The organism is Ktedonobacter sp. SOSP1-85 (assembly GCF_016587415.1).
In the GTDB taxonomy this organism is placed as follows: domain Bacteria; phylum Chloroflexota; class Ktedonobacteria; order Ktedonobacterales; family Ktedonobacteraceae; genus Ktedonobacter.
The window spans coordinates 1,272,108-1,293,492 of sequence record NZ_BNJI01000001.1 but is presented as its reverse complement, the minus strand read 5'-3'; the positions used below and the strand labels follow the sequence as shown (position 1 = coordinate 1,293,492).

Sequence of the window (21,385 nt, the reverse complement as noted above, 5' to 3'; positions counted from 1 at the left end):
GCCAGGCCGTCTCATACTCACAACTTTACTGGGCCTGGCTGGATTTGCGCCACTTGTGGCGGGCCTGGATATAGCGAACCGTGCCAGAGCGGGAACGCATCATCACAGAGGAGGTACGTGCGCCCCAGCCGAAATACTGGACGCCATCGAGCAGTTCACCAGTGGTAATGCCTGTGGCCGCGAAGGCCACGTCGTTGCCCTTGACCAGGTCATCAGTGCGGTAGACCTGGCTGAGATCAATACCATCGGCCTTGAGCTTCTCACGCTCCTGGTCGTTGCGTGGCCAGATCTTACACTGAATCTCGCCCCCGATACATTTAATAGCAGCCGCGGCGAGAACCGCTTCAGGCGCGCCACCAATACCCAGCAAGACGTCGATACCGCGGTAATCTTCCATCGCGGCCTGGATGGCGGCGGCGACATCACCATCACCAATAAGGCGAATGCGAGCCCCCACTTCGCGTACCTGGCGAATAATCTCAGAGTGGCGCGGGCGGTCCAGGATGGCCACTGTCAGGTCGTCGATGCGTGCCTCGCGTGCGCGCGCGATCCTGTCCAGGTTGACTGCGACGGGCGCATTGATGTCGATAGCGTTGCGCATGGCGGGTCCGACCGCGATCTTCTCCATGTAGAAGACTCCAGGAGGGGCAGAGTACATCGTGCCACGTTCCGCTGTCGCGACCACGGCCAGGGCGCCAGGCAAACCGAGCGCCAGCAGGCGCGTGCCATCGACGGGATCAACGGCGACATCTACTTCGGGCTTATGCCCATTTCCGACGTGCTCGCCGATGTAGAGCATGGGGGCCTCGTCTTTTTCGCCCTCGCCGATGACGACGACGCCGTCCATATCGACACCATCGACGGCATGACGCATGGCATCGACGGCTGCCTGGTCTACCATCTCTTTATTGCCTTTACCCATCCAGCGACCAGCGCTCAGGGCAGCGGCTTCAGTGACGCGTATCAATTCCATGCCCAGGTTGCGTTCGCGTGTCCCGGACTGTTCAAAACGTTCTTCCAAAGCAATCCTCCTTCTATTGTCAGGTGCTAAAGCGTGACATATCTGGGTTGTGTGCGACAGTGCTCAGCAAGTATAATGGCGCGTACCTGCTCGACAGCTTTGTCTAGATATCCCTGGCGGTTCTCTACGACGTAGTCATAGTGATTGCGTTGTGCCAGTTCTGTTTGAGCATCAAGAAGACGACGTTGTCTCTCATCCTCTGTCTCTGTCTGCCGCCTGGTCAGGCGGTAGGCAAGCTCTTCAAATGAGCCGGGAACCAGAAATAGAAAGATTGCCTCAGAAAGCTTGTGGCGAATGGTTGCCGCTCCCTGAACATCTATCTTGAGCAGGACATCACGCCCTTGACTCAGATGGTCGCGAATCTGTTGCTTGGGTTGTCCGTACCAGTTACCATGTACGTTGGCATACTCAAGTAATTCATCATTGGCTACCAGTTGATCAAATGTGTCTTGGTTCACAAAGTGATAAGGGTTGCCCTCGCTCTCCCCGGCGCGGGGAGCACGTGTGGTAACGGACGCCACCACGTGAAAGTCCATCCCTTGCGCTTTGAGCGCTTGAATAACCGTATCTTTTCCTGTCCCTGAGGGGGCTGAAAGCACAAACAGAAGACCACGTTTATGAGAGGTATCGAGATGTGATTTATCAGATGGTTGAGGTACGGTAGAACCTGTCTCAATATGCATGTTTCTCTTCCCGGCAGATCTGGATGTTTTGAGGGTTGATGTACGAACAGCCAACACTTTGTTATACTGTGGTGCATCAGCGAGCGTATTTTGACAGTGGTGTCTCTACCCCTCTACAATAGCTATTCGGCAAGAGGCGATCACCACTAAAGTGCAACGCTCATTACTACTGATCCGACACCCTGAGCGCGCGGCCGCTTGCCCCCGAATGGGGGTTAGGTGGTTCCCGAATGGGGAAGCGTTAGTCACGCCAGTGACGTTGGGTCTCGGAATAAGAGCTTAGTGATATTGTACAACACGAAGCAGGCTGCACCAAAGCAAAAATGTGCTTGCCTGTTCATTGCTGCTTGCTTGTTTTTACGCGCAGCAAAAGTCTAGATTGGAACGTCTTATGCATGTAGATGCCATGACCCTGGCGGCCGTCGCAGATGAGTGGCGTATGCTGCTGATGGGGGCGCGTATCGATACTATCATTCAGCCTACTGAGTATGCGTTGGCGTTGCAGTGCTATGCCCCCCGTCCCCAGGGGGAGGAGCAGGGAGGCGGACGCAACTATTGGGTCTATTTCTCTGCCCATCCCCAACTGGCGCGTGCGCATATCACGGCGCGTAAACCCCCTCGCATCGCCAGCGAGCCGCCTGCGTTTGTGATGTTGCTGCGCAAATACCTGGAAGGCGCACGTATTGAAGCGGTCAAGCAGCCACGTGGCGAGCGCGTGATTGAGATTATTGCGGGCTATCGCAGCTCGCCCGAGAGCGAGGAGCGTACGCGCTTCCGCCTGATCATTGAGATTATGGGGCGTATCAGTAATATTGTCTTCTGTGACGAGGGGGGGATGATCCTGGGTAGCCTCAAGCGTGTAAGCGCGGAGGTGAACCGCTATCGCGTGATCACGCCGAATGTCCCCTACGTCGCCCCACCACCCCAGCAGCGCACCCTGGCGGGCCAGACGTTGCCGCGCCTCGATCCTTTGACCGTGACGGCGGCCCAACTGGCGATCTGTGCCGCTGAACAGCCAGAAGAGGCGAGTACAGAGCCGCAGAAGAAGCGTAAGAAGGGGCCAGCGAAGGCGACACTCTGGCAATTGCTGACGCGCCACCTGGAGGGATGTAGCCCGCTGCTGGCCCGCGAAATGGTCTACCGGGCGGCAGAGAACGCCGAGCTGCCGGTCGAAGAGGCCAGTGAGGCAACCTGGGAGGAGCTGGCCTGGGTCATTCGTGATCTGTCCTCGCTCTATGAAAGCCATCAGTGGCAGCCGCAACTGGTGGTGCGTGAGAAGGCAGGCGAGGGGCTGGAGGCCCGCGAAGAGGTTCTGGCCTTTGCCGCCTATCAACTGGAGCAATACGCGGCCCGTGAAGATGTCACCTTCCGCTCGTCGCCCTCGATCAATGTCGTGCTGGATGACTATTTCGCGCGCGCCGAGTGGCGGGATGCCATGGATGGGGTACGCTCACCGGTGCGCAAGATACTCCAGACGCAGCGTGATCGCTGTATGCGTAAGGCCGAACTCCTACGCCAGGAGATGGCCTCCTCCGAAGAGGCGGCGCGCTATCGCCTCCAGGGTGAATTGTTGCTGGCCCACCAGCACGAGGTGGTGCAAGGCCAGGTGAATGTCGAGCTGGAGAACTATTTTGAAGAGGATGAGAGCGGGAATGTACCCAGGGTGAGTATGACCCTGGACCCCCGTTTTGATGCTGTAGGCAACGCCAACCGCCTCTTCAACAAGTATCACAAGCTCCGACGCGCCCTGGAACTCCTGCCGGATCAGATCGAGCAGAACAACGCGGAGCTGGCGACCATCGAACAGCTCTTGCTGGATCTCTCGCTGGCTGAAACGCCCCCTGAGGTGGCCCTGGTGAAGGCAGAGGTCCAGGCGGCGGGCTACATTCGTGGAAAGGCTGCCCTGGACAAGAAGGCCTTGAAGGCGGCGAAGAAAGGCAAGCCTGCCAAGGGAGGTAAAGGCGCCAAAGGAAAGACCGCCGCACCCGGTGGCGGTGTGCCGCTCTCTTTCCAGAGCCGCGAAGGCTTTACGCTCCTGGTTGGGAAGAACAGCCGCCAGAACGAGGAGGTCACCTTCCACCAGGCGAGCGGCAATGATGTCTGGCTGCACGCGCGTGGTGTGCCGGGGGCGCATGTCATTGTCAAAGCGGCCGGACGTGAGATCCCACGCAGCACGATTGACCAGGCCGCGAGCCTGGCGGCATATTATAGCCAGGCGCGTGGTATTACCAATGCCCCGGTCGACTACACGTTGCAGCGCCACGTGCGCCATATGAAGGGTGGTGGTCCCGGCATGGTTGTCTATGAGCGTGAGCGAACGCTCTACGTCGATCCTGAAAGCGCTCAGGGATTGCTCGAACGGGTGAAGTGACGAGAGCGCCACATGCAAACGTATTCAGGAACCCGGCATTCATAGGTTCTTCACGGGAGCGCGATTGCGCTCCCGTGAAGAACCTATACCCATCTCCTCGCGATACTTGGTTACGGTACGCCGGGCCATGGGAATACCCTGAGCGGTCATCAAACGAGCCAGCTCATCGTCGCTATAGCGGTGGCGCGCCTCCTCAGAGTGAATCAGTTCGCGTAACATGTCCTTGACTCCCAGCGAGCCATCGAAAAAGTTTGCCAGGGGGAACAGACGCCCATTAGGGAGCAGGGCGTATTTATTAGCTGTCGCGCGGCTGACGGTGCCCTCATCCAGGCTTAAGCGCGTCGCGACCTCTGCGCGTGTGAGTGGCCGGAGGTAGCGCACCCCTTTCTCGATAAATTCGCGCTGGTAGTTGACGACCAGCTCTGCGACGCGGCGCAACGTTTGCCAGCGGCGTTGGACGCAGTCAATAAAGAACTTTGCGCGGTCGTTATGGTAGTGTATGTAGCGTTGCATATCGTTGCTGGGGGCCTCGCTGGTTGGGAGGGGATAGCGTGAGCCAATCGAGAAGTGATAGCGTCTCTCTTCCACCAGCTCAATTTCAAGACCATTCTCTCCCTGGCGAATGATGATGTCAGGACGAATATAACTTGTGCCATGACTTGAGCGTCCATAGCTTTGGGTCACGCTATAGGTCTGTGCCGGATAGGGGTGGAGTGTGGTGCGGATATAGTGATAGGCCTCTTTGACACTCTCCTCGGGAACCTTAAGCTGGCGCGCAATCTCGTGAAACTGGTTATGGGCCAGTTGGTCAAGATAGTGGGTGATCAGCGTCTGGGTTAGGGCGGGTGCATCATCGACCTCTGCCAGGGCCTCCAGTTGTAGGAGAAGGCATTCGCGTAGATCGCGGGCGCCAATTCCCAGTGGTTCGAGTGTCTGAAGCTGTTTGAGGACATAGCTCACGCGCGTTACAGGCACTTCGAGATGGGTAGCGATCTCCTCAATGGAGACCTCCAGGTAGCCTCGCTCATTCAGATTGCCAACAAGCTGCTCGGCGATTAAGGCATCCTCAGGCGCGATCAGTGCCTCTAGCTGTTGCAGGAGGGTCTCGCTCAGGGATTCATTGGTCGCGATCCTTGCCATGGGATCAAAGGCGTCCTCGTCATCAATGGCCACGAAGCCGTAGTTATCAATATCAAAGAAGGTATGTTGTTGATAATTCCAGTGGGCGCTCTCGGGCGAAAGAAGAGGTCCCTCGGTCGTGGTGGAGGGTTGCTCCTGTTGTATGAAGTTGCCACACGCGGCGCATACCTGCCCATACTGGCTATACAGGGGGGTGCCACAGGAGAGGCAGATGCGTTGTTCTTTCACCGAGAGTGCGGGATTCTCTGCCTGTTCCTGACTGACTGCATGTTCAAGCTCTTCAGAAGAGAAATGTAAAATTGTGCTGGATGTGATGAGCTTTGCGTTGACGCGGACGACCTGTTCTGGCCTGGGTGTCGGCTCTAGTCGCATACTCTGCCCTACTTCCCCTCTTACTTCTTATCCGAACACCCTGAGCGCGCTTGTCCCCGAATGGGGGAAGCGCTAGACACGCAAGTGTCGCGCGCCCCCGAATGGGGGTTGGGTTTCGGAATAAGATCTCTGTCCGGCGACGGACGGGACATAGCACGTACCTCTGCGCTTCATTGCGCCCTGGATGGGTAACGGACTGACTGGTTACTTCGCTATGAGATCCATCCCCGGCTGAGTAAAGCCTGGCGTGCGGCCTCTTGTTCCGCAGATTGTTTATTGCGCCCCTGGCCTCGTCCCGCGACCTGTTCACCAAGGAGTACCTCGATAGTAAACTCGCGGTTGTGGGAAGGACCTTCCTGATTGACAAGACGGTAGGATGGGGTAATACCGTCATGAGCCTGCGCAAGTTCTTGAAAGAGCGACTTATTATCCTTAAAGAGGCGATTCCTGACGATAGTGTGAGCCAGAGGTTCAAGACGTTTGAGGAGGAATGTCTGCACTGCATCCAATCCCTGATCGAGATAGATCGCGCCTAGTAGAGCCTCGAACGCTGAGGCAAGGACGCGTTGACCTCCACCGCTATGTTGCTCCCCTTTGCCCATAAGCAGGAAATTGCTCAGGTTAATGTCGCGCGCAAAGTTCGCCAGCGTCTCGGTGCGCACCAGGACTGCACGAGCATCGGTCAATTCGCCCTCCGCCAGGTCGGGAAATGTGCGGTAGAGAAAGTCCGCGCTAATGAGAGCGAGAATGGAGTCTCCCAGAAACTCCAGGCGTTCATTTGAGCTTCTCCCTTCACCCGCTGCCTCATAAATATAGGAGCGATGGGTGAGGGCAAGGGTGAGCAGATTGGGATTATGAAATTGTATATCGAGAATAGCTTCCAACTCTTCGTGCATTCATATACCTCTAGCAACACTTGAGCCTCATCATGCACTTTTGTATCAGTATCGCGACGATGTGCCAGAATGAAACTTTGGGGACCAGGGACTACGATATCCGGGTCCCCTATATAATAAGTTATTCACCGCTGACATTTTAGCGCGTTTTGTGCCAGTTCGCAATGCTGTTCAAGGCACGCTATCCCCATGGTCGTCATCTTAACTATGCTTGTAGTAAGGCTTCTTTGCCTTCTAAAAAGAGCTTTGTATCTACCTGTCTGTATATGACTGATATTGCCATTCTCGATTGCGCGGGAAATTCCTCTTTCACAGAAGTACCTTCGCGCCTGCGGCGCTCAGGGGTAAGGGGTATGGGCGAAAAACGGCAAACATAAGTCATCCCGAATTTTTTGAGGATGAGCTTGCCAAAAAGCCCTCCAGAGAGAAACTTGAGGAAAACACCCTTTACCACCTCAAGAACTCAACTGGAGGGCTCGACATGTCAACGCATTCTCTCATATGGCAAGAGGGTCCGCAAGTGTGGGCCTTTGACCCCGAACTGATGTCAGAGGCGCTCTTACGCCTGTTAGCTAAGCACCTCATGCCCCTGCTCCTGCAGCTGGATGCCCAGCTAGACAAGCGCCTGGTGCGCACCTTTGCGCGGTTGGTGCAAACCATCATCACTTTTCGTGACCGGGTCAATGCCTTGCTCTTGACCGAACTGGGTGAACACCTGGGCTCAGCTCAGCAGACACCCGCTGCTGTCAAGCGCATCAGCCATCTGCTGCGTTCTCCCAAGTGGTCGAGCTCCCTCATCCGTGAGTATCTCTTGCAACGAGCGCACGAGCGCCTTGAGCAGTGGGAAGCCCAGCAGCTCATCGCGCTCCTGGTCTGGGATAGCAGTCAGCAGGAAAAAGCCGAAAGCATCCACAATGAGGAGTACTGCGCAGTGCGCTCGACGAAAGCAGCGCGCTTGAAGCGGATCAAGAAGGGCTTCTACACGCCTCCCAGTGGTCCCGTTTTTGTCCCCGGGCTTCACTGGGAAGGCGTCCTGCTGGTGGGTCTCTCCACCCGTCAGGATCCTCCCCAGGTGGCCGCCATGCGCTGGTGGACGAGCCGGGGAGTGCATGCCTCCTTCCAACGCGATGAACAAGGCAAGCTGCTCGTTGAGCTCAAGGAGCGCTTTGGTCGCCGCGTGATTCATATCTTTGACTCTGGCTTTGCAGGCAGCTTCTGGCTTGGGGTGCTCCTGGGCTTGGAGCTGCGCTTCATCATGCGCTGGAAGAGCAGTTACAAGCTCCTTGATGAGCAGGGGTGTCTGCGCAAAACCTGGGAGATCGCCCGCGGCAAACCGAGTTGGGAGAAGATGGCCATCTGGGATGCGCGCAAGCAGTGCCTCGTGCCAGGAGGGATTGTGGCCTTTCCCGTTCGCCATCCTGACCACCCTGAGCATCCCCTCTGGTTGGTGGTCTGTCGCTCCCAAGATCGTGAGCCCTGGTATCTCTTGACGGCAGAACTTGCCAGCACTCCCACGCAGGCTTGGCCCACCTACTGGGCCTACGCCCGTCGCTGGCAGGTGGAGGAGGAAATCAAGGATCAAAAAAGTGAGCTCGGCTTTGAGAGTCCACGCGTGCAGGCATGGGAGACGCGCGAAAAGCTCTTGCTGATCGCGACGCTGGCCTACGACTTTCTGCTCTCGTTGTTGCATCCCTGGCTTGAGCCGCTGCGAACCTGGTGCATCGAGACCTTTTGTCCGCGCACGGGTCGGCACTTGCGCCTGGTGAAGCATCCCTTCGTGCGGCTGCGAAAGGCCGTACGAGCGCTTTGGCAGGCCTATCCACCCCAGGCGTTGCTCCCTCGGGAGCCCCCTGTGGCCGGGCGCGTCATCGTCACGGAAGAAAAAGCATCCGTCTAAAGCCACAAGCACCTGCGTGCAAGCGTAAGCGGGAAAACGCAGCAGGGGACGCGTTGGCTTCGTATACACAGGGACAAGCCGCCACACGAGATCATGGGGCAAGGCGTGCACAAGCTGTGCTCCCCTGGCCGTGGCACGGGGGAAATGGCAGGCCGGTACCTGTCTCCTGCACAAAGGAAGAGATCCGGGGCCTTCTCCGCACGTGGAGAAGGCCCCGGATCTCTTCCTTTTCCTCAAAATTTGGGATGACTTATGTTTGTGCATATTATTGCCCTCTGGACGATCCAGGAGAGATATGGTACTCTGTACGACGGTGGATTTGAGGAAGCCTGGCAATCGCGTGTAGCATACAGCTATGCGAGGAAAGTCCGAACTCCACAGAGCGGGATGCTGGCTAACGGCCAGTGGGGGTGACCTTAAGGAAAGTGCAACAGAAACATACCGCCTGTGCTCAGCGCATATGTGAGGGCACAGGTAAGGGCGAAATGGTGAGGTAAGAGCTCACCAGCAGCCGGGTGATCGGCTGGCTGGGCAAACCCCATCCGGAGCAAGACCGAGCAGAGGGGATAGTTTCCTCGCACGTCGAGGAGGCTAGCAGGCGGCTCGTCTGTCAACCCTCGGGTTGGTTGCTTGAGATGCTGAGTAATCAGTGTCCCAGATAGATGATTGCCACCCGTGTAATCGAGAGGTTGCGCGGGAACAGAATTCGGCTTATGGCTTCTCTCAACTCCACACGCACAAAACAAGAAGGCAGCGGAGATCATGTCTCCGCTGCTTTTCTTTGCGTTCTAGGAACTATGTATCCGAAATCCTGAGCGCGAAGCGCTTGTCACGAGAGTGACGTTGGGTTTCGGAATAAGAAGGAAGCAAATTTATGATGAAAAGCCGCGCCCTGATCGTAACCAGACCTTTAGCGACTCATACGGTTGTGTTCGAGTAACCAGCGAATAAAGTTGAGGCGCCGACTCTCTTCAAGCATCTCGCGGTACTCAATCTGCTCATCAACATGCTCACGCATGAAGAGGAGCTTACGGGCCTCGGCTTCACTGAAACCGGCAGACAATAGACGCTGAATATCCGAAGCACGTGTGGTGTAGGACTGTTCTGGCATAACATGCTCCCTCAATCAATAAGGACAATGGGACAAACTACGATGGCGAACATTCCTGGTTGGCATCGGCCTCTCTGTTCATATTACATTTCGTCGACCTCATCGAGAGATAAGTGGAACTTAGTGAGGCTAATGATAATAAAAAGAACAATACAACTAGAAAATGTGTACGTATACGAGGGATACCTCATTGTACCACGATTTTGCTTTCTTGTAATAAGACGTTCACAAACCAGTAATTTAGTAATAGCAATTTGTAATAGCAATTTTGAGATCCGTTCCTGGTATTATTTTTTCGCGGATTCTTGAGCGGTTCGGAAGAGGCGGAGGGCGCGTTCAGTCGCCTCCCGTGCCAGCTTATAGGCATGCTGCATCGCATATTCAAGCGTCATGGGGCCATCAGGAATAAGTATCAGGCCGTCTATGCCAAGCTGATAGACCTCTTGATAATTTTCGCCCAGACCACCTGCCAGGACAAGCACTGGGAGATGATAGCGTTTCGCCAGTTGGGCGACCGCACCTACGCTTTTTCCGTATGCTGTTTGTCCATCAAGGCGCCCCTCGGCGGAGATGACAAGGTTCGCAGTGGGGAGACGCTGCTCTAAAGCGACCGCCTCCAGGACAATCTGTGCCCCTGGACGCAAGCGCGCCTTCAAGAAGGCGACCAGCCCCGCGCCCATGCCCCCGGCTGCGCCCGCGCCAGGTAAATCCTTTACTCTGATGCATAGATCACGCTCGATGATCTCCGCATAGTGTGCTAACGCGTCGTCAAGTTCCTCAACCATGGCGGGATCGGCACCCTTCTGTGGACCATAGATCGCTGAGGCCCCCTCTGGCCCACAGAGGGGATTGGTGACATCACAGGCCACATCAAAGGTACATTCCTGTAGGCGCGCATCCAGGTTCTCAATATCAATATGATGTAGCCGCCGAAGTGCAGCTCCGCCATAAGGAAGCTCTTGTCCTTGCCTATCCAGTAAGCGCACGCCCAGGGCCTGAAGCATGCCCGCACCTCCATCGTTGGTGGCGCTTCCCCCCAGACCAATAATAAAATGGCGGCAACCCGCATCGAGGGCTGCACGAACCAGCTCCCCCACACCATAGGTTGTCGTGATGCGTGGATCGCGTGCCTCTGCCGCAACCAGGGGCAGGCCCGCGCTGGCGGCCATCTCTATTACCGCAGTCTCCCCATCGCCCAGTAACGCGTAAAAGGCCTTGACCGGAGCACCCAGTGGACCAGTCACAGTGCGCTCTATGATGCGGCCACCCGTTGCATCGGCCAGCGCCTGGGCTGTGCCCTCGCCACCGTCCGCGATGGGAATAATCTCGATGCTGGCCTGGGGATAGATGGCTTGCGCGCCTTCTGCAATGGCTTGTCCGGCCTCAATAGCGCTCAGGCTCCCTTTAAGGGACTGTGGTGCGATTACAATATGCATTATTTTCTTTCTCCTCTGGTGCCTACCTCGGCTCGTTGCGTGAGAACTGGGGAATGTATTCCCAGAATTTGCATGCACTATGTGTCTGCACTATACTACGAGGTGGTGCAGACACGTCGTTCTGTTGCTAGATGTTAGCTTTCTGGAGATTTCTCATAATGGCGCAAGCATGGTCCTGGAACATTCCTGCTCTCTGTATTCTGCTTCTTCTCACGATATTCTATGTTGTAGGCGTGGTACGTCTACGACGTCTCTCTTTATCTGAAGCGCACGCCTCTCCGGTCAAGGCGCGCCATATCATCTTTTTTGTGCTGGCATTGGCCTGTTCAATCGGAGCGTTCTTTTCGCCCATAGATGCTATCGCGCGTACGCAGCTCTTCTCGGTGCATATGACCCAGGTGGTGATCTTGATCACTCTCTGCTCGCCGCTTTTTATGGCGGCCTGCCCCGAAGAGATGTTGCGTCTCCTGTTCGCATTGCCTCCTATGCGCGTGCTGGCGCGGGTTCTCTTGCGCCCGCTAACGGCTTCGATTCTCTTCAACCTGATCTTCTTATTATGGCATACACCGCTCTTATATAGCAGGAGCGTGACCAGTGCTGGGGTCTACCATGGCTGGTTGACCCTGGTTTTTGTAGCCTCGTTCTTAAACTGGTGGCCCCTCATTGGTCCCATGGTGGGCCAGCGTGCTTTAAGCCTGCCTATGCAGATGTTGTATGTCTTCCTGGATGGGCAGCCAGTCGATATCCTGGCCTTTCTCCTGGTGGTGACCGAGGTCCCAATCTACTCTCACTATATCATCCCCTATCAGCTTGGACTCTCGCCCTTTTCAGACCAGGCTGTAGGCGGCTCGATCTTGCTTATCCCAGGCATTGTCGACTTAATTGTGATGTCGCCGCTCTTTATCCGCTGGCTTAAGACGATCGAGCAGCGCGCGCGCGAGCGGGATCTGCAACGCCAGGCTGAAGAGGAAGAGTTTGAATACGTGGAGGAGTGGGAGGAGGAGGACGAGGATGAAGCTGGAGACGTGGCGCATAGCTCGTCACGCCTAGCGGAGTAAGGGCGTGACGAAAATGACGGCTGTATTTGCAACATGCCTACCGTTGCCTGCGTATGTATGGAGGACACAGGAGATTCCCTTGAGATCATGAGTGTGTCCCCCTATTTTCGTGGAGGATTTGCATGTACCAGGACCCAGCCAGCCAGTCATCGGCGCAAGACATAAATATTCACCATTATGTGACAACAGGTTTCGAACTCCCCAATCATCGCATCGTGCGTACACTTGGGATTGTACGTGGTATCATTGTTCGCTCGCGTAGCGTAATAGGCACCGTTGGCGCCTCCTTTCAGCAGTTAGTTGGTGGAAACATTTCATTATATACGGAGCTTTGCGAGGAGACGCGAAACGATGCCTATGAATTGATGATTCAGCATGCACAACAGGTTGGGGCCAACGCGATTATTGGGGTGCGCTATGACGCGACCGAGATTACGCAGGGGGTAACCGAGGTGCTGTGCTATGGCACAGCGGTAGTGGTAGTATCCCAGGACCAGGGGTAATATGCTGGTTGAGAGAAATAGTGAAGGCCATAAACGAGAGCCCCTTCGAGAAGCAATACTTGGAGGGCTCTCGTTTATGCGTACCATCTATCTAGCGTGCAAAGTGCTGCAGATAGTTGGTCCCGGCTTGATGCTCTTGAGCAGCGCGATATCCTGCTGGTTGAGCGGCTTGAGGCCAGGTTCCAGGTCAGATAACTACTTGTGAAAGTTTGGTAAAGTTCCCGTGTCCCGGTACCGCCGCGCTACGCCAGAGATAGAAATGACCCATGCCAAACGAGTTCCAGAATGGGATCGTTGCGATCAGATCATAATTTCTGGTCGCGATCATCTGTTTTGCAATGAAAGTTGCCTCATACGGATAGTAGTTAAAACTGAGTTCGATAACCGCGAAATAGCGATCTTTGATCGCCTGCGTTAGCGCTGGATCACCGAGGAGAGGCTGAGCACCGGGAGGAGCGTAATAAAAGTAGTTGACGCCGTTCCATTGCCAGGGCTCTGTAATATCTTTCGCATCGTAGCGAGACACTTCAATATCCTCAGCCAACAGGCGTCCACCTCCATCACGGATCTGGGTGTGCAGTTCTCTGCTTAACCCCCCTGTATGAGCCCACTGAGTATAAATGGTCTGGGACTGCTGCGAGCCTAACATAAAGATGAGCAGGATCACTGATAAGCCTACGAGCCAGTGACGACCCTTGACCCGAGCAAAAGAAAAAGAATGCTGTACGTGACCTGATATCCAGGCTAGGGCAAATCCTGCCAGAGGCGCGGCAAAGAATAGACCAAAGGCAAGATGCTTATCGAATGAAACACCTTCTTGCTCGTAGATATGATACGCTGGCACTAGCCAGGACGAACCAAAGAGCAAGAGAGCTGTCAGACGAAACCGCTTATCCATCCGGAAGATAAGCACTAGTGCAACCAGCGCGGCTGCCCAGACAAGACCCCCCATCTGGAGCGCATGTAAAAATAACTCGAGGCGTGGCTTGATAATCTCAGCAACTCGGTTGGTAGTTGTGCCAGAGATGGCGTGAAAAGCCGATTTATCCACAAAGTAATAAGTTGTCACCATGCTGCCAGCCAGAGAAATCAGTGCCAGAACCAGGCGCAGGATCATCCGCCACCAGCCCAGAAAGGCCAGGCTAGTGAAGACGAGAACACCCAGCACTGGTAGCGAAAAGAGCATGGCAGCGTATTTGGTTAGAATTGAGAGCATCAGCAATGGCCCGATGAGTAGTGCCAGCCAGCTATGACGGCTCGTACCTATTTTAATGGCCAGACCAGTCCCCAGGGCGATTAAGAAAAGGCACATGGCATCAAACGTTGCCAGACGACTGAGATAGAGAACGGTCCCCAAAGAGGCGTAGGCAGCCGAAGCAAAGATCGCCGCCGGGCGCTGAAAAAATTTTTTTGTGCAAAAGTAGACGATCGTGTTCACGCCCATCATACAGAAGAGGCTATACGCCCGAGCTAATTCCAGCCCACCGACCTTATCTAATATCCCTCCGATAACTGGATAGACCCATGGATAACCTGAGAAGTAAAAGGCATAGTTCTCAAGCGGAGCCGGGCCACCCATCCAGTAACGGAAAAGTTGCTGCCCCGCATAGATGTAAAGGCCCTCGTCCTGGAAAGCCGTGTTGTGTAACGTTGCCAGCGAAACAATGGCTTGCGTAGCCAGGATGAGAAACAGTGGCCAGGCGGTCGGAGGGGAAAGAGTCCAGGGCTTTTTTCTTGTAATACTTCTGGTTATTGCTTTTGTTGTTGATGTTGATATTACTGCCATATATTGAGACTCCTATACTCCCGCATATCGCTGTTGGAGTTGAGATGCAAGCTGGCTCATCACAGCAAGCGAGTTGGGATCTGAGGTTATCGACCATTGCTTATCTAGAGCCTGGTTCGGCTTAAGGGCGGGAGAAGCATCGTGGTAGATCAATGCATATACCACGTGATTTGTCATCGCGGTAACGCCGATCTCAGAGAGCCAGGTTGATTTCTGGTCGGCCCGTCCAGAGGCGCTCACCTTCAGGATAATCGGTTTGCCGGGAAAGTGCAGGCCCGCCTCTTGTACAAGTGTCTCTGGATCACCCCAGTCAGTCCCAGGATAGTGAATCAGGTCGAGCACAACAGCACTGATGGAGCCCAAAGGTGGCTCATAAATTTGATCATTCAACGGATCAGCTGGCTCCCAGAGCCAAGAAACGTTGTTCGTCCCAAGTTGTTTGAAAAGAGACACAGTATGTAGCCAGGCGGGAGCCACATCCTGCGGGATACTACCGTTGGCGACGGCCGAGGTGAGTGCCCAGTTGCGATCAACTTGGAGCAAAATGGTAATCAAAACCGGCTTATTGTACGCGCGGATGTCCAGAGCCCAGCGAGTAAGGTCGTTGTCGTGCAAGCCATGACTAATGGATAGTAAGCCAGCATCGTTAGTGGGTCTGCCATTGGCCTGAAATCGCCCGAACTGGAGCGTAACCCAGGGAATAGCGTGATGTGCGGCTAGATTGTTGGCCCAAGAAAAATCGAATTTATCGGTCACGCTCTGAGTACGCCCGATGATTGCAAAGTTGGCCTTCAGTTCTTTCTCTGCTGCGGTTGGACGCGTCTTTAAGAGAGAAAATGGCAGGTCTAGCCCGAAATAGGGTGCGCTCCCAGCTGGCAGGACAAGCGGATAAGCCCGTGATGGCGCTCCCATCCAGTGATATGTGCCCGTAAGTAAGAGCAAGCTAGCTAGACCAACCGAAACTACTGCATTGCGTAGCGAACGCAGGCCGCGCGCGCGTTGAGGGACACGAGCAGTATAGGAAAATTGCTCGGATTGAGCAGATCCCGTCGCCCTGCGTTCAGCCCTGTGTTTTCGCCAATCCAGGAGATAAAGCGCGAGGAAACTGAACAACATGATCAGTGTATAGGTGACCCACATCAAGCTGATGAACAGTGCGGTGTAGACTTTTGCCTTGGCTTGCGAAGAATAAGCCAGCGCAGCCAGGCAAAGTACAATGAAAAAGATGTACACCCAGAGATACCTGCTCGCTTTGCTCGAGCGTTTCTTCGAGGTGACGGCGAAACCGACCTTACGTCGAAAGATGACTGTCATCAGGCTCTCGATCAAAACTGGGAAGCTTCCAAAGCCTATGATTATGCCTCGGATACCCGTGATGCCACGGCCAGCATACCAGATCGTCGCAGCACTGACCAGGAAATAGGGCAAGAAATGCAGCAGAAAGGAGTTTAAGGTCGAGCCCTGAACAGCTGGTACGCCCGTAAAAATGAAGAGGATAGGGCAGAGCAGGTAGAGCAGGTCGCGTAAGCCACATAAGTAATGCGTGCAGGCCAGAAAGTATTGCAAACGCTGGCCGATTTGCAAACCATTCTTTTTTGGCAAGAAGAGATCTCGCCAGTGCGTACGTAGGACCCCGATCGTACCTGTCGCCCAGCGGCGCTGCTGTTTCAGATACTCTGATAGATCCATTGGCCCCAGTCCAGTTGCTAGTACATCAGACACATAGACGCTACGCCAGCGCTGATGGAGCGTAATCGAAGCAGCAAAATCTTCCGTCACAGAATCCTGGGGAAGGCCGCCGATTTCATCCAACGCCTGCCCGCGAATCACCACATTGGTGCCGCAGATAAAGGCCGAGTTCCAGGTAGCTTTCCCGGGACAGAGTAGGTTATAAAACAGAGACTGCTGATCGTCAGCCCAGCGGGTTACTGGGTTATCCAGATTGCGATAATATTGGCCAGTCTGCACCCATCCAACCTTTGGATCGGCCAGATTTGGTACCGTTTTGAGCAGGAAATCTTCCGTAGCTACCTGGTCGGCGTCAAAGATCACAACCAACGCATTGCCGGTAGCTCCAACAAGCTGACGAGCATTTTCTATATTTCCAGCTTTGGCTCCTCCGGGCGTCTTACGAGTTACGCACACCACGCCCATTCTAGCGGCCAGTTCTTCAACTGTTTGCCAATCTGGTATTTGTGCGACATAGCCATCGTTGCAGATGACAATGGTTACCTCACCCCAGGGATAGTGCGAAAGATAGTTCTCGCGAGCTGAGAGCGCTCCTCGGATTGTTGGTTCAAGGATAGTCACTCCTTCGTTGACAGTGGGGATAAAGATGAAAATCGGGGCATGGGTCGGATTGACCGCGTAGTTTAATTTAGGCTGAGCACGAGGCCAGAACGTAAACTGCAAGCCCAACGTATGCAGCGCACCCAGGAATTCCGCAAACAAGAGTGGCAGCGCCAACCACCAGCCCGTCCAGTTAATGACCTCAACACGCCAGCTCATATAATCCATAAAGGTGATTGCCATGGATATTCCGAGCAGCATAGTAATCACCTTGTGCAGATCTATTTTTTTGCGCGTATTGGCTGTTATAATACACGCACCCAAAGTCATTGTTGCCAGTACTACCCAGACATTGGGAATCGTATATGCCGTCATATCAAGCGCCATATATCCCACTACTCCTAATGCCATCAGTACCAGCAGAAACGAGATCATCATAAACACCCTGTTCAGCCTGACGATCCTGTTGACACGCTGCCGCGCTGATCGAGGTTTGCGTGCAAGAGTTTTAAGCGGTACTGTGGGCGTCTCAGGCAGAAGTGCAGGTAAGGTTGCCACGACTGGCATCGGCAGCGTTTTCAACTGGTCCACAGACATACGAACATGATTTAGTTTTTTGGTGCTCAGCAACGCCTCTTCTGTCGGTGGAGAAACGAGCGCGTTTAAAACCTGGTCTATGGACGTCAAAGCAGAAGACGAATCCTGCTCCACCTGAGAAAAAGGATAAATCGCTCGGTTTAACAAAAAGAAATTGAACAAAGCCACAAGCGCAAAAACAGTAAGGCTAAAAGGTACCCACGGTTCGACCCCCTCTAAAATAGGCAGCGTGAATGGCTCCCAGAAACCGAACACTATGGGATAGAGGATATAGAGTACCGCCATGACCAGAATGTTGCATAGGACCAATGCGCTGATCTTCCAGATACGCCCGGCAGCTGGAACCTCGCGAAAAAGGCGTGCCATGTGCTTTAAAGTCATGAGTCCCTGACGCAAATCTGCCTTGCTCTGTCCATGTTTGCGCTGCTGAAAATGGTAGGGAACCTCAACTAGATGTTGCCAGGGACAGCGCAGCAGAATCTCCAACAAAATTTTATAACCGATAGGGCGCAAGATCACCTTTTGAAGAATAGATCGTTTGAGCAGAAAACAGCCGCCTAACGGGTCAGAGATGCGAGAAAGCTGCTCGGGAAACAGACTTTTGGCCAGCCACTTGAGCCCAAGCGAAAAGAAGAGGCGACTGAACCCATTCAGACCTCCACTGCTCCCGCCTTTTATATATCGGCTCGCCAACACCAGGTCCACCTGCTGGGCCACCGCTTCCTCGTAAAAAGTGCGCAATAGCTCCGGTGGATGCTGGAAATCTGCGTCAAGCACTGTAATATATTCGGCCTTTGCTAAGTACAAACCCTCTACCACTGCAGTTGCCAGACCTCCCGAGCGTGCTGGCCCAGGTAAACGATGCTCCAACTGGATAAACAGCCTAAGCGAATTCATTGCTTCTGCTGCGTTCCTAATTATCTGTGGCGTATCATCATCGCTATCGTCAACAAAAATCACCTCAACGCTCACATTATCCAGTACTTGCTCCAGAGTTGAGAGCAAAGGGACGACGTTGTCCCGCTCGTTCCTGGTCGGGATTATGATACTCAGGTCATATTTCGCTGAACTATTGACGTGTAAATGAGGGTCGCTGTCACTATGTGGCTCCATTTGAATGTTTTGACTGCTATACATACTATTACTCGGAGTTGTGTTCTTAGACTCTTCCATCTCATCTAATAATTTTCGGCTCGCTATTGTGTGTTCATCATGGCTATCAATCGTCATGTAAAGCTCCACTTTTTTGAAATGCCAGAAAGAAAAGGAGGGCGACAGTACTGGTGAGGAGTCTACAACGATCCCTTCGACTGGAGTATAGTGAAAATGTTGAGGTAAGGATAAGCTGCGAAAGTATCAGAAAAGGGCTCTATCGTATCTTTGATTTTTCATCTCCTGAAAAGCCTTCACTAAAACGCAGGATTTTTTTAGATATCGATGCTCACAAATTGGCTCTATAGGCTGCACGAAAAGCCATCCTCTATTGTGCTTATCTGTACCATTACCCCGAGGGAAATCTCAGTCAAAATTTGCATTTGGTCAGGTAAATATGTACCATTACCCTTACTTTATAGAATTTTTAGAGCCATAGCCATATATTCGTTCAGTGGTTTCTACAAATTCTCTTTACTTACACTCTCTTTATCATCATATGTATTTTCTAATTGCTCATCATTGACGAAGAGGAGATGAGTTGTTTATGAAGCAAAAGTCCGATCCAAAGAAGCTTCTGGCCTTTTGTGTTGCCCTCATAACGTTCGCAAGTAACCTGCTTTTCGCACTTGAAGCAACATTGCACGTATATGCACAGGCCTCACAGATCGCAGGTATTAGTAGCCTGAAGACCTATAGCACTCCCGGCAATGATCCCTGGGGAACAGCATTCGATAGCAAAGGGCGCATCTGGGTGGCGTTGCCAGGTTGTGATATTGGCTCAACCTGTTCCAGCACATCCGCCCCCGGCAAAATCGCGCTCTTTGATCCCTCTACAATGAGTTGGGTCTCGGTGGTCACGCTGCCCACAGGATACGGTCAACCGCTTTTTATTACGGCCGATCCATCTGACAATGTCTGGTTCAGTATGCCGGTGACCAACACGATCGGGGAGTATATTCCTTCAACTACCAGTGTAGCCCAATGGGCTGTGCCAACAGCTGGCTCAGGCCCATGGGGGATCGCATCGGATTCAAAAGGCAAAATCTGGTTTGCCGAACATTATGGCTACAAAATTGGCTCGTTTAATCCTACAACTCAGGCCTTTCAGGAGATTGCTACCCCTGCTACCAATAGCCAGCCATATGGCATTACGGTGGATAATTCCAATAATGTCTGGTTTACTGAAAATGCGGATTCTGTTGCCTTGATTGGAGAATACACCGCTGGCGGAACATTGCTGGAATATAAAATCCGCAACACTGCTACATCTGGTACTGGCCTGACACCTCATTTGATCACCATCGATCCAAATGGCAACCCATGGTGGTCTGAAGGGTGGGTCGGTGGTGTTGGCAGGTTAAATCTTGTCTCCGCTCTGCCTGGCACAAATAACGGTGTGACTGAATACTTTTATCCCCATTGCAATGGGTGCTCGTCGCATACCTCTGGGGTCAGTACTGATACACTGGGCGATGTCTGGATCGATGATTCTATACTCAACCAGTACGGCTACATGCCGCTGAGTGGGGGAGCGTTCTCTCTCTACTACGCCGCTCCCGGCAGTCATCCCCACGATGGCCTGAGAGTCGACTCCCAGAATAGAGCCTGGTTTACAGCAGAGTTTGCGAATACACTCTATCTCGCTATCCCTTCAACTGGCTCATCGACTCCCACTCCCACGCCGACTAGCACGCCTACAGCAACCGCAACAAGCACATCTACACCCACGCCAACCAGTATGCCTACATCCTGGACTACCCAGGCGAGAGACACCTTCCAGCGTGCGAATCAGGGCCTCTGGGGGACGGCGTCGGATGGGCAAACCTGGGGTGGCGACGCGAATGCGCAGAACGCCTTTTCCATCTCCGGGAACGCTGGCCTTGTCACTAATACTGGCAGCAATTCCTACAGCGCGGTTCTCGGGGCGAGCGAGACCAACGCAGAGGTGTACCTGACTGGCTCGCTCAGTGCCTTTAGCAATAGCAACTTTGGCAGTGTCCTGCGCTGGACCGATGGAAATAACTGGTACAAGGCCTATATCGATGGTTCCCAACTGATCATCCAGAAAAAAATCGCTGGTGTAACCACGCTCCTGGCCAGCGTTCCTTTCACGGCCACCGCTGGTACGCTGTATACCATCCACTTCCGCGCTGTTGGCACAACGCTGAGCGCCAACGTCTGGGCCTCATCTGGCAATGAGCCGAGCAGTTGGATGGCAACGGTGACCGACAGTAGCCTGACTTCTGGTTTCTCTGGTCTGCGCGGGCTTACCCAGAGCGGCACGCTGATGGTGACTTCGTTCACCGCCAATGCGCCCTCCAGCACAACCCCAACGCCAACCTCGACACCAGCACCAACGCCTACGGCCACGGTCGGAGTAACTCCAAGCGCTACGCCAACATTTACGCCGACGCCAACCTCGACACCTGGCACGACGGTGGCAACGGATACCTTCCAGCGTACGAATCAGAGCCTTTGGGGGACGGCGTCAGATGGGCAAACCTGGGGTGGCGACGCGAATGCGCAGAACGTCTTTTCCATTTCCGGGAACGCTGGCCTCGTCACTAATACTGGCAGCAATTCCTACAGCGCGGTTCTCGGGGCGAGCGAGACCAACGCAGAGGTGTACCTGACTGGCTCGCTCAGTGCCTTTAGCAATAGCAACTTTGGCAGTGTCCTGCGCTGGACCGATGGAAATAACTGGTACAAGGCCTATATCGATGGTTCCCAACTGATCATCCAGAAAAAAATCGCTGGTGTAACCACGCTCCTGGCCAGCGTTCCTTTCACGGCCACCGCTGGTACGCTGTATACCATCCACTTCCGCGCTGTTGGCACAACCCTGAACGCCAATGTCTGGGCCTCATTCGGTAGCGAGCCGAGCAGTTGGATGGCAACGGTGACCGACAGTAGCCTGACTTCTGGCTACGCTGGTCTGCGTGCGCTTACCCAGAGCGGCACGCTGATGGTGACTTCTTTTGTAGCGAAGCAGGATTAGGGTTCTTCCTTTCTGTTTGGGTACGAAGGATGCGAGCCCACGTTCTTCGTGCCCAAACAGAATAAGATGGCT

13 protein-coding genes and 1 other RNA gene are annotated in these 21,385 nt (G+C 54.0%); 6 read left to right on the top strand and 8 right to left on the bottom strand.

All coding sequences use genetic code 11. The annotated features are described in order from the left end of the window. Window positions 1-25: 25 nt before the first annotated feature. Window positions 26-1,021: a class II fructose-bisphosphatase gene (glpX, locus tag KTE_RS05650; protein WP_007905936.1), complete on the bottom strand. Its 996-nt coding sequence runs from the start codon at window positions 1,019-1,021 to the stop codon at window positions 26-28. 26 nt (window positions 1,022-1,047) lie between these two features. Continuing rightward, entirely contained in the window at window positions 1,048-1,704 is a 657-nt protein-coding gene (gmk, locus tag KTE_RS05645) for a guanylate kinase (protein WP_201379399.1), read from the bottom strand. 391 nt (window positions 1,705-2,095) lie between these two features. On the opposite strand from gmk, the gene KTE_RS05640 reads away from it, so the two are divergent. Further along, the gene (locus tag KTE_RS05640; RefSeq protein ID WP_201379398.1) at window positions 2,096-4,075 is read left to right on the top strand and encodes an NFACT family protein; all 1,980 of its coding nucleotides are present in this window, start codon (window positions 2,096-2,098) and stop codon (window positions 4,073-4,075) included. A 39-nt stretch (window positions 4,076-4,114) separates the two neighbouring features. Here the strand turns inward: KTE_RS05640 and rpoN are convergent, their stop codons facing one another. Next, window positions 4,115-5,587: an RNA polymerase factor sigma-54 gene (rpoN, locus tag KTE_RS05635; protein WP_201379397.1), complete on the bottom strand. Its 1,473-nt coding sequence runs from the start codon at window positions 5,585-5,587 to the stop codon at window positions 4,115-4,117. Between the two features lie 212 nt (window positions 5,588-5,799). Beyond that, the gene (rnc, locus tag KTE_RS05630; RefSeq protein WP_007905931.1) at window positions 5,800-6,483 is read right to left on the bottom strand and encodes a ribonuclease III; all 684 of its coding nucleotides are present in this window, start codon (window positions 6,481-6,483) and stop codon (window positions 5,800-5,802) included. A gap of 481 nt (window positions 6,484-6,964) precedes the next feature. On the opposite strand from rnc, the gene KTE_RS05625 reads away from it, so the two are divergent. Further along, entirely contained in the window at window positions 6,965-8,380 is a 1,416-nt protein-coding gene (locus tag KTE_RS05625) for a hypothetical protein (RefSeq protein ID WP_201379395.1), read from the top strand. Between the two features lie 320 nt (window positions 8,381-8,700). Then, window positions 8,701-9,110: RNase P RNA component class A (gene rnpB, locus KTE_RS05620), an RNA gene on the top strand. 180 nt (window positions 9,111-9,290) lie between these two features. On the opposite strand, the gene KTE_RS05615 is transcribed toward rnpB, so the two are convergent. Together KTE_RS05615 and KTE_RS05610 are read right to left on the bottom strand one after the other, a co-directional pair. Then, window positions 9,291-9,491: a hypothetical protein gene (locus tag KTE_RS05615; RefSeq protein WP_201371606.1), complete on the bottom strand. Its 201-nt coding sequence runs from the start codon at window positions 9,489-9,491 to the stop codon at window positions 9,291-9,293. 287 nt (window positions 9,492-9,778) lie between these two features. Next, window positions 9,779-10,927, bottom strand: coding sequence for a glycerate kinase (locus KTE_RS05610; protein WP_201379393.1), 1,149 nt, complete (start codon window positions 10,925-10,927; stop codon window positions 9,779-9,781). A 158-nt stretch (window positions 10,928-11,085) separates the two neighbouring features. On the opposite strand from KTE_RS05610, the gene KTE_RS05605 reads away from it, so the two are divergent. Both KTE_RS05605 and KTE_RS05600 read left to right on the top strand, forming a co-directional pair. Beyond that, a complete protein-coding gene (locus tag KTE_RS05605; RefSeq protein WP_201379391.1) occupies window positions 11,086-11,985 on the top strand; it encodes a cytochrome c oxidase assembly protein in 900 nt (299 codons plus the stop codon). A gap of 122 nt (window positions 11,986-12,107) precedes the next feature. Then, a complete protein-coding gene (locus KTE_RS05600; protein ID WP_201371609.1) occupies window positions 12,108-12,488 on the top strand; it encodes a YbjQ family protein in 381 nt (126 codons plus the stop codon). Window positions 12,489-12,675: 187 nt separating this feature from the next. Here KTE_RS05600 and KTE_RS05595 read toward each other — a convergent pair whose 3' ends face one another. Both KTE_RS05595 and KTE_RS05590 read right to left on the bottom strand, forming a co-directional pair. Beyond that, complete coding sequence (locus tag KTE_RS05595) at window positions 12,676-14,274, bottom strand: glycosyltransferase family 39 protein (RefSeq protein ID WP_201379389.1); 1,599 nt, start codon at window positions 14,272-14,274, stop codon at window positions 12,676-12,678. Window positions 14,275-14,286: 12 nt separating this feature from the next. Beyond that, on the bottom strand, window positions 14,287-18,390 hold the full coding sequence (locus tag KTE_RS05590; protein WP_201379386.1) for a glycosyltransferase: 4,104 nt from the start codon (window positions 18,388-18,390) through the stop codon (window positions 14,287-14,289). Window positions 18,391-18,859: 469 nt separating this feature from the next. On the opposite strand from KTE_RS05590, the gene KTE_RS05585 reads away from it, so the two are divergent. After that, window positions 18,860-21,313, top strand: coding sequence for a hypothetical protein (locus tag KTE_RS05585; RefSeq protein WP_201379384.1), 2,454 nt, complete (start codon window positions 18,860-18,862; stop codon window positions 21,311-21,313). The last annotated feature ends 72 nt before the right edge of the window (window positions 21,314-21,385 follow it).